Origin of the sequence: Plantactinospora sp. BC1 (assembly GCF_003030345.1) — a bacterium.
GTDB lineage: Bacteria > Actinomycetota > Actinomycetes > Mycobacteriales > Micromonosporaceae > Plantactinospora.
Window position 1 is genome coordinate 3,194,640 of sequence record NZ_CP028158.1, and the last position, 16,241, is coordinate 3,210,880.

General features: G+C 73.4%; 14 protein-coding genes. 8 read left to right on the forward strand and 6 right to left on the reverse strand.

Translation table 11 applies throughout. The features are described from left to right. Nucleotides 1-8: 8 nt before the first annotated feature. Genes C6361_RS13740 through mtrA form a run of 3 tightly spaced genes read right to left on the reverse strand, consistent with a single transcriptional unit; the run spans nt 9 to nt 4,553 of the window. The gene (locus C6361_RS13740; protein ID WP_107258044.1) at nt 9-1,832 is read right to left on the reverse strand and encodes an LpqB family beta-propeller domain-containing protein; all 1,824 of its coding nucleotides are present in this window, start codon (nt 1,830-1,832) and stop codon (nt 9-11) included. After that, nucleotides 1,829-3,850: an MtrAB system histidine kinase MtrB gene (gene mtrB / locus C6361_RS13745; protein WP_369931387.1), complete on the reverse strand. Its 2,022-nt coding sequence runs from the start codon at nt 3,848-3,850 to the stop codon at nt 1,829-1,831. Before mtrB ends, C6361_RS13740 begins: the two co-directional genes overlap by 4 nt. A gap of 13 nt (nt 3,851-3,863) precedes the next feature. Continuing rightward, nucleotides 3,864-4,553, reverse strand: coding sequence for an MtrAB system response regulator MtrA (mtrA, locus tag C6361_RS13750; RefSeq protein WP_101369873.1), 690 nt, complete (start codon nt 4,551-4,553; stop codon nt 3,864-3,866). A 271-nt stretch (nt 4,554-4,824) separates the two neighbouring features. Between mtrA and C6361_RS13755 the strand changes: the two genes are divergently transcribed. The 6 genes from C6361_RS13755 (at nt 4,825) to C6361_RS13780 (ending at nt 10,853) form a co-directional block, all read left to right on the forward strand. Next, the gene (locus C6361_RS13755) at nt 4,825-5,670 is read left to right on the forward strand and encodes a hypothetical protein (protein ID WP_107267990.1); all 846 of its coding nucleotides are present in this window, start codon (nt 4,825-4,827) and stop codon (nt 5,668-5,670) included. Then, complete coding sequence (locus C6361_RS13760) at nt 5,667-6,302, forward strand: DUF4129 domain-containing protein (protein ID WP_107267991.1); 636 nt, start codon at nt 5,667-5,669, stop codon at nt 6,300-6,302. Before C6361_RS13755 ends, C6361_RS13760 begins: the two co-directional genes overlap by 4 nt. Continuing rightward, the gene (locus C6361_RS13765) at nt 6,299-7,750 is read left to right on the forward strand and encodes a DUF4350 domain-containing protein (RefSeq protein ID WP_199853345.1); all 1,452 of its coding nucleotides are present in this window, start codon (nt 6,299-6,301) and stop codon (nt 7,748-7,750) included. The genes C6361_RS13760 and C6361_RS13765 overlap by 4 nt, the downstream gene beginning before the upstream one ends. A 101-nt stretch (nt 7,751-7,851) precedes the next feature. Next, nucleotides 7,852-8,781, forward strand: coding sequence for a MoxR family ATPase (locus tag C6361_RS13770; RefSeq protein WP_234359605.1), 930 nt, complete (start codon nt 7,852-7,854; stop codon nt 8,779-8,781). Then, complete coding sequence (locus C6361_RS13775) at nt 8,778-10,088, forward strand: DUF58 domain-containing protein (RefSeq protein ID WP_107267993.1); 1,311 nt, start codon at nt 8,778-8,780, stop codon at nt 10,086-10,088. The genes C6361_RS13770 and C6361_RS13775 overlap by 4 nt, the downstream gene beginning before the upstream one ends. Nucleotides 10,089-10,253: 165 nt before the next feature. Beyond that, the gene (locus tag C6361_RS13780; RefSeq protein ID WP_107267994.1) at nt 10,254-10,853 is read left to right on the forward strand and encodes a dihydrofolate reductase family protein; all 600 of its coding nucleotides are present in this window, start codon (nt 10,254-10,256) and stop codon (nt 10,851-10,853) included. Nucleotides 10,854-10,869: 16 nt separating this feature from the next. On the opposite strand, the gene C6361_RS13785 is transcribed toward C6361_RS13780, so the two are convergent. Then, nucleotides 10,870-11,838, reverse strand: coding sequence for a stage II sporulation protein M (locus C6361_RS13785; RefSeq protein ID WP_107267995.1), 969 nt, complete (start codon nt 11,836-11,838; stop codon nt 10,870-10,872). 42 nt (nt 11,839-11,880) lie between these two features. Here C6361_RS13785 and C6361_RS13790 point away from each other — a divergent pair, with 42 nt between their 5' ends. Together C6361_RS13790 and C6361_RS36995 are read left to right on the forward strand one after the other, a co-directional pair. Next, nucleotides 11,881-12,897, forward strand: coding sequence for an RDD family protein (locus C6361_RS13790; RefSeq protein ID WP_234359482.1), 1,017 nt, complete (start codon nt 11,881-11,883; stop codon nt 12,895-12,897). Continuing rightward, nucleotides 12,894-13,037: a hypothetical protein gene (locus tag C6361_RS36995; RefSeq protein WP_159079320.1), complete on the forward strand. Its 144-nt coding sequence runs from the start codon at nt 12,894-12,896 to the stop codon at nt 13,035-13,037. The genes C6361_RS13790 and C6361_RS36995 overlap by 4 nt, the downstream gene beginning before the upstream one ends. A gap of 106 nt (nt 13,038-13,143) precedes the next feature. On the opposite strand, the gene ahcY is transcribed toward C6361_RS36995, so the two are convergent. Next, nucleotides 13,144-14,643 carry an adenosylhomocysteinase gene (gene ahcY / locus C6361_RS13795; RefSeq protein ID WP_107267996.1) on the reverse strand — a complete coding sequence of 500 codons (1,500 nt, stop codon included), beginning with the start codon at nt 14,641-14,643 and terminating at the stop codon, nt 13,144-13,146. 422 nt (nt 14,644-15,065) lie between these two features. After that, complete coding sequence (manA, locus tag C6361_RS13800; RefSeq protein WP_107267997.1) at nt 15,066-16,241, reverse strand: mannose-6-phosphate isomerase, class I; 1,176 nt, start codon at nt 16,239-16,241, stop codon at nt 15,066-15,068.

The following is a 16,241-nucleotide window of genomic DNA, read 5'->3' on the forward strand; positions in this document are numbered from 1 at the left end:
GCCCCCGGTCAGTAGAGGTAGAAGGAGGCGGTCGCCGAACTCACGTCGGGTGGCGGCGCGCCCCAACCGGGCGCGATCTGGCCCGGGGTGATGACGGTGGACTCGGAGACGAAGGCGACCTCGTTCGCCTCGTACGTCAACGGCAGCGGCTGCGTCGCCAGGAAGGTGGGGTCCGCGGCGAGCGCCTCGACGGGAGCCCGGCTGACGTACCTGATCTCCTGCCGCTCCAGCGAGCCGTCGACGTTGATCCGGTTGATCACCTTGGCGTTCTCGCCGTCCACGCCCGCGACCACGAGCGAGTTCTCGCTGAACCAGTCCACCGCGCTCAGCGAGTGCAGCGAGATGGCCAACTGACGGGGCGACTCGACGTTCAGCCCACCGTCGTCCGGGCGCACCCCGGCGACGTAGAGCCGGCCGCCGGAGACGAAGGCGATCCGGTTGCCGTCCATCGACGCCGCCACCGCCGTCACGCCGGGGGACGCTCCGGGGAAGGAGACCAGGGTCAGCTCGGGGTTCCCGGCGGTGAAGGTCCAGAGCTTGCCCTCGGCCACCACCAGCCCGACCGGCCCGCCGAGCCCCGCCTCCTTCAACCAGACCGGCCGGCTCATGTCGGGGTAGGGCCGCTGGCCGGTGAGCAGCGTGCTCGCCGCCCCCGGGCCGGTACCGGTACGCAGCCGGAACGACTGGCCGTCCCGAACGACCAGCGCCACCGCGACGTCGTCGCCGTTGCGGCTCACCCCGGCGGTGACGATGTCGTGGTTGTCGTTGGCGGGGATGGGCACCGGCTTCGGTTCGCCCGGCTTGGTCAACGGATAGATCCGGCCGGCGAACACGCCGTACCGGGCCGCGCCACCGTTGAGCTGGTAGAGCGGGTGGTCCCGCCGGTAGTCGTCGGCGACCTCGATCATCCTGGACTGGTTCTGGATCTTCAGTTCCAGCTCGTTGTCGAGCAACTGGTTGCTCCGCAGCGACCAGACGATCTGGGTGAAGAGCCGTTCCAGGTCGAGCTTGGTCTCGAAGGCACCAGCCCGGGCCGCGAGGTTGATCTCAAGCCGGCCACCCTGCTCCGGCGCCGGCACGTTACCCACCGGGGTGGTGCCCTCCGGCAGCGCGACGGCCGACTTGAGCCATTCCGCCGGGCCACCGGTCAGCCAGTCGAGCACCGCGGTGGCGTGCTGCGGCACCGGCACGGTACGCGGCAGGTAGCGCAGGTCCGGCACCAGCGAGGTGCCGTTGGCGTTCCAGAAGTAGATGGTCTGTTCCTCGTAGTAGTCCCGCAGGGCGTCGTCGGTCATCAGCAGCACCGACGGGTGCTTGAGCACCCACAGCCCGCCGCCCGTCCCCGGGTCACGCGGCGCGGCGCCGACGACGAAGTCGTAGACCGTCTCCTGGCGTACCGGCTCGCCGATCGAGCCGTTGGCCCGGAGTACCCCGATCTGCTGGACCGTGACGATCACCTTGCTGGTGCCGTCCTTGTTCTGGGTGACCTCGATCCCGCCGCCGTCGAGGTCGACCCGGACGACGTTGATGTCGCCCTTGTCGTCCGCCTTCGGCTTGAACCGCTCGCTGTCTTCGATGTACTCGTTGAACCGCTTGTACGCCTCACCCGCCTCACCGGCCGCGGCGGTGAGGAAGTTCCTGGCGAACGCCTCCGGGTCGCTGCCGCTCGCGGTACGGTCGGGCGGCCGGGCAGCCGGACGGTCCGCCGGAGCGGCGTTCGCCACCGGCCCCCGCCCGTCGACCCGCACGTCGCTCTCACCCGGGATGCCACAGCCGACCAGCCCGGAGAGCAGCACCGCCACGGCCCCGAGCGCGATGCCGCGCCGGCTCATCTGGTCACCTCGCTCCGCTCGGCGTCGGCCGGGGTCCTCGGGCCGGCCAACCCACCTGGTACGGGGTCCACGCTCTCGTCCGGGGCAGCCGTCCCGGCCGGCCCGTCGGCGGAGCCCGTCACCCCGTCGGTCGGCGCGCCCGGACCGTCCGCCCCGGCCGCACCGCCGACGGGCGAGACCCGGCCACTGACGGACGAGACCTCGTCACCGGCGGGCGGGACCTCGTGGCCGACGGCCGGGACCGCGCCACCCGCGCCACCGCCACCGGGCTGCGATTCCGTGGCCCCAGCGCCAAGTTGCGATTCCGTGGTCGCAGCGCCGAACTGCGATTCCGTGGTTCCACCGCCGACGGGGGTCGGTATGGTCCAGCCGAGGTCGTCCGTGACCGCCAGCGGCGCGTCGGCCGGCACCAGCCGCAACGGTGACGAGGTGAGCCGGTCACCGGCCCGGGCCGGCAGGGTCAGCCGGAACTGGGCGCCCTCGCCCGGTGCGCCCCACGCCTCCAGCCAGCCGCCGTGCAGCCGGGCGTCCTCCAGGCTGATGGAGAGGCCGAGCCCGGTGCCACCGGTCTGCCGGGCCCGGGACGGGTCGGCCCGCCAGAACCGGTTGAAGACCAGCTTCTCCTCGCCGGGCTTCAGCCCCACGCCGTGGTCCCGGACCGTGATCGCCACCGCCGTCTCGTCCGCGGCCAGCACCACCGCCACCGGTTTGCCGGCGCCGTGCTCCACCGCGTTGCCGACCAGGTTGCGCAGGATCCGCTCCACCCGGCGCGGGTCGACCTCGGCGATCACCGGGGTCTCCGGCACCGTCACCCGCAGCGGGGTGCCGCAGCGGGTGGCGAGCGACTCCAGCCGGTCGGCCACCCGGTGCACCACCGGCACCAGGTCGGTGGGCTCGGCGTCCAGCATGGCGAAGCCGGCGTCGAACCGGCTGATCTCCAGCAGGTCGGTGAGCAGGTCCTCGAACCGGTCCAGCTCGGCGTGCAGCAACTCGGCGGTACGGGTGACGGCGGGGTCGAACTCGTCGCGCTCCGCGTAGATCAGGTCGGCCGCCATCCGTACGGTGGTGAGCGGGGTACGCAGCTCGTGCGAGACGTCCGAGGTGAACCTCCGTTGCAGCCGGGACATCTCCTCCAGCCGGACGATCTGGCGTTGCAGGTTCGTCGCCATCTGGTTGAACGACGAGGCGAGCATCGCCAGGTCGTCCTCGCCGTTGACCACCATCCGCTGGTCGAGCAGCCCCGCCGAGAGCCGCTGGGCGGTGCGGGCGGCGACCCGTACCGGATTGACCACCAGCCGGGTGACCAGCCCGGAGAGCAGCCCGAGCAGGACGACCAGGGCGAACCCGGTGGCCAGTACGGTGGCCCGGGAGCCGTCGGCGATCTGGTCCCACCGGGTCAGCGGGACGAAGTAGTACAGCTCGACCTGACCGAGCCGGGTCGGCACCGGCGAGCCGTAGACCAGGTATTTCGTCGGCCCCTTGTCGAAGAGGTCGCCGGTGCGGAACTGGTGCGCGATGTCGCCGCCCTTGACCGCGTTCTCCAGCCCCGGGGTCAGGATGCCGCTGACGTCCACCTGGGGGGAGGTGGCCGGCGCGACGCCGGTGACCCGCAACGTCACCACCACACCGCCGAGCTGGGCCGGGTCTCCGCCGGCCAGGTAGTTGACGGTGTTCTCCAGGGTGGTACGCAGCCGCTGCTCCGCGACCGTCGTGTGGTTGCTGAGCTGCTCGGAGGCGTACTCCTGACCGTCCTGGAGCCGGCTCTTGACGTCGCTGGTCGCGTTGTCCAGGACGATCTCGGTGATGTTGTCGGCGACCAGATAGGCGAACCCGCCGACCAGCAGGCTCGACGCCACCAGGGTGATCGTGACGACCCGCACCTGGAGCGAGCGCCGCCAGGTGCGGTGCAGGCCGGTGGCCGCCCTCGCCAGCCGGACCGAACTGACGCGCCGCAACCGCCGCCCGGTCGCGGCGGCGCGGCCGAGCAGGGCGGACGACGAGGTCAAAGTACGGGCCACAGTGCGCCCCAGGCTATCCGGTGCCCGCCTTGTAGCCGACTCCCCGCACCGTCAGGATCACCTCGGGTCGCTCCGGATCCGGCTCGATCTTGGCGCGGAGCCGCTGGACGTGCACGTTGACCAGGCGGGTGTCGGCGGCGTGCCGATAGCCCCAGACCTGCTCCAGCAGGACCTCCCGGGTGAAGACCTGACGCGGCTTGCGGGCCAGCGCCACCAGCAGGTCGAACTCCAGCGGGGTCAGCTTGACCTCCTCGCCGTCCCGGCTGACCGTGTGCGCCGGCACATCGATGTTGATCTGGTTGCCGGGCGGACCGATGGTCAGCAGCTCCGGCGCGGCGTCCTCGCCCCGGCGCAGCCGGGCCCGCATCCGGGCGACCAGCTCCTTGGGCTTGAACGGCTTGACCACGTAGTCGTCCGCACCCGACTCCAGCCCGAGCACCACGTCCACGGTGTCGCTCTTGGCCGTCAACATCACGATCGGGATGCCCGACTCGGACCGGATCGCCCGAGCCACGTCGATGCCGCTCATCCCCGGCAGCATCAGGTCGAGCAGCACGATGTCGGGCCGGTTCTCCCGGAACGCGGCCAGCGCCCGCTCCCCGTCGGCGACGAACGAGGGCAGGAAACCCTCGCTGCGCAGCACGATGCCGAGCATTTCGGCCAGCGCGGGGTCATCGTCGACGACCAGTACCCGGGCTCTCATGACACTAATATTCCACCCTCTTTTCCACGGCGTGGTCCCGGCACCTCCCGGCGCGGCGCACCGCCTGGCCATCCCTGGGCGCGAGGCGCAGTAGCTTACCCTGGTCAACCACCCCGCACCAGGGATGATCACCACCGATCAGCGGTCGCGCGACGCACACCGAACCGTGACTCGGGAACCGGCCGAGCGGCTCCGGCCGGGATGAGCCGGCGTGACACCATGACTGCTGCGGCGCGTACCCCGCCACCCCCGATGCCCGCCAGGAGTTCGTTTGCCCGACGCCGGCCCGACCGCCGTACTGCCGCTGCGTCCGCTCACCGTCGGTGAGCTGATCGACTCGGCGGTGCTGCTGCTCCGCGACCACGCCCGGGTGCTGGTACCGGTCGCACTGGTGCTGGCCGCGCTGGAACAACTCCTGCTGCATCCGCTGCGGCTGGTCGCCGAGGTCACCCCGCCGGCCTACCTGCCGAGGATCGACGAGCTGCCGGCGTACTGGTTCCTGCTGGCCGTCGGCGCCGCCTGCGAGGCGGTGATCGTCGCGCTGCTCGGCAACCTGACCGGCCGGGCGGCCGGTACGGTCCTGCTCGATCCCGGTACCCGGGTCCGCCGGCTGCTCCACCCGGGCGGCGCCCGGCTGCCGGCGACGCTCCTGGTCGCCCTGCTGGCCGGTGCCGTGATGTTCGTGGCGTCCCTGGTCATGCCGCTCTGGGTGGTCGGGTTCGCGCTGCTCGGCTCGGTGGCGCCGGCGATCGTGCTGGACCGGCTGGGACCGTTCCGGGCGCTGTGGCGCTCCGCCGCCCTCGCCCTGCGCACCGGCGGCCGGGCGGCGGCGGTACGGGTGCTCGGCTACCTCGTCTGGTGGCTGTTGCGGATCGGCCTCGCCGTCGGTGCCGTCACCGGCCTGAACTCGCTCGGACTGCTCGCGGAGGAGTGGCAACTGCCGGTCGGGCTGGCGGTCTGGGCCCTGGTCAACAGCGTCGCCTATCCGGCGCTCGCCTGCCTCGACGCGGTGGTCTACCTGGAGGGGCGGATCCGCACCGAGGGGCTGGACATCGTCATCGACCGGGCCCGGCGGACCGGATCGCCGATCCTCACCCCGCTGGCGGGCCGACGGTGAGCTTCAGCCGCTGGTGGACGGAGACGACGGCCGCGCTCGGCGACCGGATTCCGCTCTCCCTCGTCGCCCTGCTGCTGGTGCTCGCCGCCGTGCTGGTCGCGCTCGGCTGGTTCCACTACCCCGCCTGGGTGCCCCGCCGGCTGCCGCGCTGGCGGCTGTCCCGGTGGCGGCGACGGCGCAAACCCCGCCCGACACCGGCCCCCGAGCCCGAGGCGGCGGCGGAGCAGGATCCGGAGCTGCCGGACGTACCGGCGGAGCGGCTGGTCGCCCTCGCCGACCGGTTGGCCGCCGAGGGCCGGTACGCCGAGGCGGTCCGCGAGCGGTTCCGGGGAATGGTCCGGGAGCTGGTCGACCGTGGAGTGTTCGAGCACCGGCCGGGGCTCACCGTCACCGAACTCGCTGCGGCGGCCGCCCGGAACCGGCCCGAGGTGGAGCCCGCGCTCTCCGAGGCCGGTCGGCTCTTCTCCGACCTCTGGTACGCCCAGCGTCCGGCCCGGCGCGAGCACGACGACCGGATGCGCACCCTCGCCACCGACCTGGACCGGATCCTCGACGGCCCGCCCGGCACCGCCGACGGGGTGGCCCCCGTGGCGAGCCGGGAGACGACCCAGCACGGGATGGCCCGGAGATGACCTCTGCCCCGGAGACGCCCGCCCCGACCGGTGACCGGCGCGACGGCACCGCCCCCGCCCAACCGGACCGGTCGGCGGCGCCGGCAGCGGCGGGACGCCGACGGCGCCGCTGGCACCGGATCGCGATCCCGCTCGGCGCGGTCGCCGTACTGCTGGCGGTCACCGGGATCACCCGGGCGATCGACCAGCCCGACCCCGGCTCCGCCGGCTTCCTCTCCCCGGTCAACACCGGCGACGAGGGCGGGAGCCGGCTCGCCGACCGGCTGCGGGCCGAGGGCGTCACCGTCGAGCGGTTCACCAGTACCCGCCGGGCGCTGATCGAGGCGACCAGCCGGGGATTCACCCTCTTCGTCCCCTCGCCGGGGCTGGTCCACCCGCTCTATCTGCCGTACCTCGCCGAGCCGGCCGTCCGCGCCCGGGTGGTGCTGGTCGACCCGCCGCAGCGGGTACTGGACGGCACCGAACTGCCGCTGGCCGTCGCCGGCCGGCGCTGGGCCGCCGGTGTGGTCGAGGCCGACGCCGGCGGCCGCCCCTGCCCGCTGCCCGAGGCGACGAGAGCCGGCCGGGCCGCCGCACTGCTACAGCGGTACGCCAGCCCGCCCGGCCTGGGCGACGGTACCGACCACTGCTACGCGGGCGGGCTGGCCCGGACGGAGCGGCGGGGCAGCGAGGTCGTCGTGATCGGCGCCAGCGACCCGTTCCGGAACGACCGGATAGCCGAGCAGGGAAACGCCGTACTCGCCACCGGGCTGCTCGGTACCCGCGACCGGGTCGTCTGGCTCGACCTCGCCGGACCGGAGCCACCGCCGCCGTACCACCGCGACGGCGAACTGGAGCCGTGGACGTCGATGCCGGACGGCTCCGACGGCGAATCCGACGGCGAATCCGAGGAGGGCGACGGCAACGGGGAGTACGAGGGCCGGCCCCAGCCGCAACCCGGGCAGGACGACCAGGGCGCCCCGCCGGAGCGGCGCAATCCGCTCTGGGACGCCTTCCCGCCCTGGTTCTGGGCCCTGCTGGCGCAGCTCGCCCTGGCCCTGCTCCTGGTGGTGCTCTGGCGGGCCCGCCGGCTCGGGCCACCGGTCGCCGAGCCGCTGCCGGTGACCGTCCCGTCCGCCGAGACGGTGCTCGGTCGCGGCCGGCTCTACCAGCGGGCCCGGGCGTACGGGCCGGCGGCGGAGACGCTGCGGGCGGCCGCCCTGCACCGGCTGACGCAGTCCCGGGCCGTACCGCCCGACGCCGGCCCGGACGAGCTGGCCGCCGCCGTCGCGGCGCGTACCGGCCGGAGCGCCGCCGAGGTGCACGACCTGCTGCACGGTCCGGCCCCGGAGACCGACCAGGAGCTGCTGGAGCTGGCCCGGGCGCTCGACGACCTGGCCGCCTCCCCCGGCACCGCCCCGTCCGACCAGCCCCGGCACGACCGCCCCATCGAAGGAGAAGCCCGGTGACCCGACCCGCCGGAACGACCGACCCGCGCTACGCCGCCGCGCCGTACCCGGTTCCGGCCCAGGCCGGCGCCCCGGCGGAGGCCGACGAGGCCCGCGCCGCCCTGCACCGGCTGCGGGCCGAGGTCGCCAAGGCGGTCGTCGGGCAGGACGCCGTCGTCACCGGGATGGTGATCGCGCTGCTCTGCCGGGGGCACGTGCTGCTGGAGGGCGTACCGGGGGTGGCCAAGACGCTGCTGGTGCGGACCGTCGCCGCCGCCCTGGACCTGGAGTCGAAGCGGCTCCAGTTCACCCCGGACCTGATGCCCGGCGACGTCACCGGGTCGCTGATCTTCGACCCGCGCACCGCCGCCTTCACCTTCCGGGAGGGGCCGGTCTTCACCAACCTGCTGCTCGCCGACGAGATCAACCGGACGCCGCCGAAGACCCAGGCGGCGCTGCTGGAGGTGATGGAGGAGCGGCAGGTCTCGGTGGAGGGGAACCGCCGGCCGCTGCCGGACCCGTTCATCGTGGCCGCCACCCAGAACCCGGTGGAGTACGAGGGCACCTACCCGCTGCCCGAGGCCCAGCTCGACCGGTTCCTGCTGCACCTGACGATGCCGCTGCCGAACCGGGACGAGGAGCTGGGCGTACTCCGGGCGCACCACGCCGGCTTCGACCCGCGCGAGCTGACCGCCGCCGGGGTACGCCCGGTGGCCACCCCCGCCGACCTGGCGCTGGCCCGGGCCGCGGTCAGCCGGGTCGCCGTGGTGGAGAGCGTGCTCGGCTACATCGTGGACCTGTGCCGGGCCACCCGGGCCGCGCCCGCGCTGGAACTCGGCGCCTCGCCCCGGGGCGCGATCGCGCTGCTGGTCACCGCGAAGGCGTGGGCCTGGCTGGCCGGGCGCGACCACGTCACCCCGGACGACGTCAAGGCGATCGCCCGGCCGACGCTGCGGCACCGGCTGCGGCTGCGGCCGGAGGCCGAACTGGAGGGCGTCACCACCCGGTCGGTGCTGGACGCGGTGCTCGGCACCGTGCCGACGCCACGATGACGGGACGGGCGGCGGTCCTGCTCGGCGCGGGCGCGCTGACCCTGCCGCTCTGGCCGGCCCCGTGGCTCGGCGTGCTGGTGATGACCGGGCTGGTGCTGGCGCTGACCGTGTTGGACTGGCGGCTGGCCGCCCCGCTCGGCGCGATCGAGGCGAGCCGGGACGGCGACCGGGCGGTCCGGCTCGGCGACACCGCCACGGTCTCGGTGCGGCTGCACAACACCTCCGACCGGCCGCTGCGCGGAGTGGTCCGGGACGCCTGGGTGCCGTCCGCCGGGGCACGGTTCGACTTCCCCGGCGCCCCGACGGTACGCGTCGAGCCCGGTGCCCGGGTGGAGCTGCCCAGCCGGCTGACCCCGACCCGGCGCGGGGACCGGCCGGCGCTGCGGCTGACACTGCGCTCGTACGGGCCGCTGGGGTTGGCGTTCCGACAGCGGGCGGAGCGGCCGGCGACACCGCCGTGGACCCTGCGGGTGCTGCCCCGGTTCGAGTCCCGCCGGCACCTGCCGGAGAAGCTGGCCCGGCTGCGGATCATCGACGGCACCGAGGTGGCCCGGGGGCGGGGCCAGGGCACCGAGTTCGACACCCTGCGCGAGTACGTGGTCGGCGACGACGTGCGCTCGGTCGACTGGCGGGCCAGCGCCCGTCGGGCCGACGTACTGGTCCGGACCTGGCGGCCGGAGCGTGACCGGCGGGTGGTCTGCGTACTCGACACCGGGCGTACCTCGGCGGTGCGGGTCGGCGACGAGCCCCGGCTCGACGCCGCCATGGACGCCACCCTGCTGCTGGCGGCGCTGGCCGGCCGGGCCGGTGACCGGGTCGACCTGCTGGCCGTGGACGCGGCCGTCCGGCTGGCGCTGACCGGGGGCGCCCAGTCGACGCTGCTGGCCCGGATGGTCGACGCGCTCGCCCCGCTCCAGCCGGCGCTGGTGGAGACCGACTTCGAACTGGTCGCCGGGGAGATCCTCCGGCAGCAGCGCCGACGCTCCCTGGTGGTGCTCTTCACCGCCCTCGAACCGGGTGCGCTCGGCGAGGGGCTGCTGCCGGTACTCCCCCGGCTGGCGACCCGGCACCGGGTGATCGTGGCGTCGGTGCACGATCCGGTGCTGACCGACCTGACCACCCGCCCGCCGGAGACGGTGCAGGACGCGTACGCGTCGGCCGCGGCCTGGCGGGCGCTCGGCGACCGGGACAGGGTACGCGCGGCGCTGGCCCGGCACGGGGTGACGGTGGTGGACGCCCCGGCCGACCGGCTGGCGCCGATGGTCACCGACACCTACCTGCGGCTCAAGGCCCTCGGTCAGCTCTGATCCGACCGGAGCACTCCGGCCCGGACCCGGACCCGGACCGGCGAGCGGCTGGCCGAGGACCTGGCCGGCCGCGAACGATCTCGATGTCGGATACTTGCTGATCACGCGCGCCGTCGTCGCCGCCGGGCGGTACGGTGCGTCCGACCGAGGGACCTGGGAATCATCGTGCGTAAGCTCGTGTACTACGTCGCCGCCACCATCGACGGTTTCATCGCCGGCCCGGACGGTGCCGATCCCACCGGCCCGGGCGGCTTCTGGCAGATCCCGGAGGACTACCTCCGCCATCTCGTCTCCGAGTACCCGGAGACGCTGCCGCAGGCGGCCCGTACCGCGCTGTCCGTCACCGCCGAGGGCACGCATTTCGACACCGTCCTGGAGGGACGGCTCAGCTACGAGATCGGCCTGCGGGTCGGCGTCACCGACGCCTTTCCGCACCTGCGCCACCTGGTGTTCTCCCGGACGCTGTCCGAGAGCCCGGACCCGGCCGTCGAGGTGGTGAGCGGTGACCCGGTCGCGAAGGTGCGGGAACTGAAGCGCGAGGCGGGTAAGGACATCTGGCTCATCGGCGGCGGTGAGCTGGCCGGTGCGCTCTACCCGGAGATCGACCAACTGATCGTCAAGCTGGCCCCGTTGACGATCGGTACCGGAATTCCGCTGTTCGGTCGCCGGGCCGAGTTCGACCCGCGCAACTGGCAACTCACCGACCACGTCGTGCTGGGCAGCGGAGCGGCCTACCTCACCTACACCCGCGCGCCCACCGAGTAGCCACCGCGGTTCACGATCAGGCACTCGATTCGGTGGCGGATTCCTCGGCTACGGCCGCGCGGTGGCCGAACCAGCAGACGTAGCCGAGGAAGCCGAGCCAGCCGAGTACGCCGATCCCGACCCGGATCCCGGTGGGTACCGCCGCCGGGGTGACGAAGGCCTCGATGAGCCCGGCGACCGCGAAGAGCCCCACCAGGCCGACCGCGACCAGGACGCCGGAGCGGCCGGCCCGGGCCACCGCCTGGCCCCGGGTCAGGTCGCGCGGCGGCGCGATCCAGGCCCAGCCGATCCGCAGGCCGACACCGGCCGCCACGAAGATCCCGGTCAGCTCCAGCAGGCCGTGCGGCGTGATCATGCTGAAGAAGACGTCGGTACGGTCGTAGGCGGCCAGTACCCCGCCGGTCACGCCGATGTTGAGGGCGTTGTGCCAGAGCAGGTAGAAGACCGGCAGGATCAGGATGCCGGAGGCGAGGCAGCGGGCGGCGACCCAGGCGTTGTGGGTCCACAGCTGGAACGCGAAGCTCGGTGCCGAGTATTCGCTGTAGTAGCCGACGAACCGGGCCTCGAACGCCTCGGCCGCCGCGTCCTCGCCGATCAGTGCCACGGCGTTCTCCGGATGCTCGGCGATCCAGTACATCAGGAAGCCCGCGACCAGGACGAACCCGACGCCGACGGCGCTCCACCACGGCCAGGCCCGGTAGACGGCCAGCGGGAAGCCGGTGGAGAAGAACCGGCGGACGGTCGCCCAGGAGAAGCCGGACCGGCCGGCGAGCCGGCCCCGGGCGGCCAGCACCAGCTGGGAGAGCTGGGCGACGAGTACCGGATCGGGCGACCGGCTGCGTACCACCGACAGGTGCGTGGCCACCCGCTGGTAGAGCGCGACCAGCTCGTCGGCCTCGTCCGCGCCGAGCCGTCGCCGCCCGGTCAGCTCGGCCAGCCGTCGCCATTCCCGGTCGTGCTCGGCCGTGTACGCGTCGAGATCCAACTCAGCTCCCCAGGGTTCGCGACCATAGTGTTCACTGTGCTGGTGACAGCGCAACCACCGAGGTCCGCTCCGGCCCGGCCGGCGCCTCCCGCCGGGTACGGTGCGGACGCCGGACTGGTCAGCGGCGAGGCGGTCGAGTTGGATGTCCGGGCCGCCCGGCTCGGCTCCCGGGTGCTGGCGCTGCTGATCGACATCCTGACGCAGCTCACCCTGGCGGTGGTGCTGCTGATGTGCGCGGGGATCCTGCTCACCTCGCTGGTCGGCCCCGGCGCCTTCGACGGGGCGACCCTGCGCGGCCTACAGACCGTCGGCGTGGTGCTGGTCCTGGTCGGCTACCCGGTGGCCTGCGAGACCCTCAACTCCGGCCGTACGGTCGGCAAGCTCGCCGTCGGGCTGCGGGTGGTACGCGCCGACGGTGGCCGGGTCGGCTTCCGGCAGGCGCTGACCCGCAGCCTGGTCGGCGTGGCGGTGGAGTGGCCGGGTCTGGTGCTGCCGCTGCTGACCTGGGCGGTGGGGGTGACCGTGATGCTCACCGATCCCCGGGGGCGGCGACTCGGCGACCTGGCCGCCGGCACGCTGGTGATCCACGACCGGAGTCCGGCCGGCACCGGCTACGTCCCGACCATGGTTCCGCCGCTGGCCGGCTGGGCGGCCACCCTGGACCTGACCCGGCTGGACGACGGCCTGGCGCTGGCCGTACGCCAACTGCTGAGCCGGACCTCGACGTTGACCCGGGAGGCGCGGCGCGGGCTGACCCGGTCACTCTGGGCGGAGGTGGCGGCGGTGACCTCGCCACCGCCCCCGCCGGGCCTGCCCGAGTGGGCGTACCTGGCCGCCGTACTGGCCGAGCGGCACATGCGGGCCCGGCAGCGGCTGGCGGCCACCCGGTCGGTGACCTCGACGCTCTGGCCGGAACTCGCCCCGCCGGTCGCCGAGCCCGCCGGGGCGGCACCGCTCCGGCCGGCGGTGCCGGCGCCCACGGAGCCGGCGGTGCCGCAGCCCGGGATGGTCCGCCCCGTGGTGGCCGGTTCCGGCACGCCGAACGGGTCGGCCCGGTGAAGGCGTTCCTGCCCTGGCTGCTGGTCCTGGCGGTGGTGATCGCCCTGAACGCGCTGCGGCTGCGGCCGCTCGCCACCGCGGTCGCGGTCGCCTGGCTCGGCTACTGCCTCTGGACCTGGTTCCGGCCCCGACCCCGATGACTTGACCGGCGCCAGACGGGCGAGCCCGGAACGGCAGGGCTGCCGTTCCGGGCTCGTCGGTCGATGCTCAGCTCGTCGGTCGAGCGCTCAGCTCGTCGGTCGATGCTCAGTAGCGGTAGTGCTCGGGCTTGTACGGCCCCTCGACCGGGATGCCGAGGTAGCTGGCCTGCTCCTTGGTCAGCTCGGTCAGCTTGGCGCCGAGCGCGTCCAGGTGCAGCCGGGCGACCTTCTCGTCCAGGTGCTTCGGCAGGGTGTAGACGCCGACCGGGTACTCCGCACGCTTGGTGAAGAGTTCGATCTGCGCGATCGTCTGGTTGGCGAACGAGTTCGACATCACGAAGCTCGGGTGGCCGGTGGCGTTGCCCAGGTTGAGCAGCCGCCCCTCGGAGAGCACGATGATCGAGTGGCCGTCGTCGAACTGCCAGACGTCCACCTGCGGCTTGATGTTGATCCGCTGCACGTCGGAGCGCTTGGCCAGCCCGGCCATGTCGATCTCGTTGTCGAAGTGGCCGATGTTGCCGACGATCGCCTGGTGCTTCATCCGGGCCATGTGCTCGTTGCGGATGACGTCGAAGCAGCCGGTCGCGGTGATGAAGATGTCGGCGGTCTCCACCACGTCGTCCAGGGTGGCGACCTGGTAGCCGTCCATCGCCGCCTGGAGCGCGCAGATCGGGTCGACCTCGGTGACGATGACCCGGGCGCCCTGGCCGCGCAGCGACTCGGCGCAGCCCTTGCCGACGTCGCCGTAGCCGAGCACGACAGCGGTCTTGCCGCCGATCAGCACGTCGGTGGCCCGGTTGATGCCGTCGATCAGCGAGTGGCGGCAACCGTACTTGTTGTCGAACTTGCTCTTCGTCACCGAGTCGTTGACGTTGATCGCCGGGAAGAGCAGCGTGCCGTTCTGCTGCATCTCGTAGAGCCGGTGCACACCGGTGGTGGTCTCCTCGGTCACGCCCTTGATGCCGGCGGCGACCCGGGTCCAGCGCTGGCCGTCCACGGCGAGCGAGCGGTGCAGCAGGCCGAGGATGACCGCGTACTCCTCGGAGTCGGCGCTCTCCACCGGCGGTACCGCGCCGGCCTTCTCGAACTGGGCACCCCGGTGCACCAGCAGGGTGGCGTCGCCACCGTCGTCGAGGATCATGTTCGGCCCCTGGCCGTCCGGCCAGAGCAGCACCTGCTCGGTGCACCACCAGTACTCTTCGAGCGTCTCGCCCTTCCAGGCGTAGACCGGGACCCCGGACGGGGCGTCGGGGGTGCCGTCCGGCCCGACCACGATGGCGGCGGCGGCGTGGTCCTGGGTGGAGAAGATGTTGCACGAGGCCCAGCGGACCTGGGCGCCGAGCGCCACGAGGGTCTCGATGAGCACCGCGGTCTGGATCGTCATGTGCAGCGAGCCGGTGATCCGGGCACCGCGCAGCGGCTGCTCGGCGGCGTATTCGCGACGGATCGACATCAGGCCGGGCATCTCGTGCTCGGCGAGTCGGATCTCCTTGCGCCCGAACTCGGCGAGGGAGAGGTCCGCCACCTTGTAGTCGCCCTCGGCGACGGTGCCGGGCCGGGGCGCGGCGGACGAACCACCCGTGGGTGCCGGGAGAGTGCTGGTCATGAAGGCTCCTGTCGTACGGGTCTGCGGCGCGACCCTCCACGTTACGCCCCGGGCCTACCGCGACGGATTCCGGCCGGGTCGCAATCCGGACAGTACGGGTCGGGTCGGGGGCTGCCCGAACCGGGCGGGACGTCGCCGGACCGACGGCCGGACAGCGCGCGGGGCGGTCGGTCCCGAACGGTTTCCCGCCCAGTCTCCGGCCGCCCCGCGCATCCCCCCGGTTTGGTTCCCCGCGCGTGTCTCGGACCTGCGTCGCGATAACGCTGCGTACCCATAGCGTCACACTGAGCAAAGGAGGTGTCAAGCCGATCCGCAAATTTCCGTTTCGTGCCGACTCGCGTTTGGCCGTGCATCGTGCCGGAACAGGGGGTGCACCGTGCCGGAACGCGGGGTGAAGCGTGCCGGAACGCGGGACGGACGGCTCAGGAGAGTCCGACCGAGGCGACGTAGAGTTCGCCGTCGCCGCTGACCGTCAACGGCCCGCCGTCGGCCCGGCCGATCGCCGCCGCACCGGGGCCGAGCAGCGCCGACCCGGCGCCGTCCGCCACGGTGACCTCACCGGCCAGGCAGAGCGCGATCCGGGGCCCCCGCAGCTCCAGCCGGGCCGATCCGACCCGCCCGTCGAGGCGTACGCCGTGCAGGGCGAAGTCGTCCACCGGCACCGGCCAGGTGACCACCCCGGGACTCACCGGCACCGGGCTGACCACCGGATCGGCCAGCACCTCGAACCGGAGCACCCGGAGCAGCTCGCGCACGTCCACGTGCTTCGGAGTCAACCCGCCCCGCAGCACGTTGTCGCTGGCCGCCAGGATCTCCACCCCGGCGCCGTAGAGATAGGCGTGCAGGTTGCCGGCCGGCATCCAGATCGCCTCGCCCGGCGCCAGGTTGACGTGGTTGAGCAGCAGCGCCACCAGTACGCCCGGATCCGCCGGATAGCGTCCGGCCAGCTCGCGGGCCAACACGGCCGAGGCGGCGAACTGCTCGCCGACCTCCGCCGCCACCACCGCCGCGACCAGCTCGGCACGCTCCGCCGACGGCCAGGTGAGCAGGGTACGCACCGCGTCCGGCAGCCCGTCGGTGCCGGCCCGCAGCGCGGCGACCACCGGATCGAGCACGGCCAGCCCGAACGCGTCGAGCAGATCCGCCGAGTGCTTCGGATCGCGGAACCCGCAGAGCGCCCGGAACGGCGAGACCGCGACCAGCATCTCCGGCTTGTGGTACGGGTCGACGTAGTTGCGGTGGGTCAGCTCCGGGTCGGTGGTCTCCGCCGCGTACCCGGCCCGGGCCTGCTCGGCGTCCGGATGCGCCTGCAACGACAGCGGCGCCTCCGGCGCCAACACCTTGAGCAGGAACGGCAGCCGCTGGCCGAACCGGTCGATCACGTCGGCACCGAGCCAGCGCCCCGGATCCTCGGCGAAGGCGTCGACCAGGCTCAGCGGCGCCCCACCCCGGTGCAGCATGCTCGGGTCACCGGGATGGGCGCCCAGCCACAGCTCCGCCTCCGGGCCGTCGCTCGGCACGGGACGGCCCTGCAACTGCGCGAGGACGGTCCGCGACCCCCATGCGTAGTCGCGGATCCGGCCGTGCAGCGGTTCCAC

Excerpts from the sequence above, each read along its gene's own strand:
- C6361_RS13740 (WP_107258044.1), bottom strand. The coding sequence starts at position 1,832 with ATGAGCCGGCGCGGCATCGCGCTCGGGGCCGTGGCGGTGCTGCTCTCC.
- mtrA (WP_101369873.1), bottom strand. The coding sequence starts at position 4,553 with ATGAGAGCCCGGGTACTGGTCGTCGACGATGACCCCGCGCTGGCCGAA.
- C6361_RS13765 (WP_199853345.1), top strand. The coding sequence starts at position 6,299 with ATGACCTCTGCCCCGGAGACGCCCGCCCCGACCGGTGACCGGCGCGAC.
- C6361_RS13775 (WP_107267993.1), top strand. The coding sequence starts at position 8,778 with ATGACGGGACGGGCGGCGGTCCTGCTCGGCGCGGGCGCGCTGACCCTG.
- ahcY (WP_107267996.1), bottom strand. The coding sequence starts at position 14,643 with ATGACCAGCACTCTCCCGGCACCCACGGGTGGTTCGTCCGCCGCGCCC.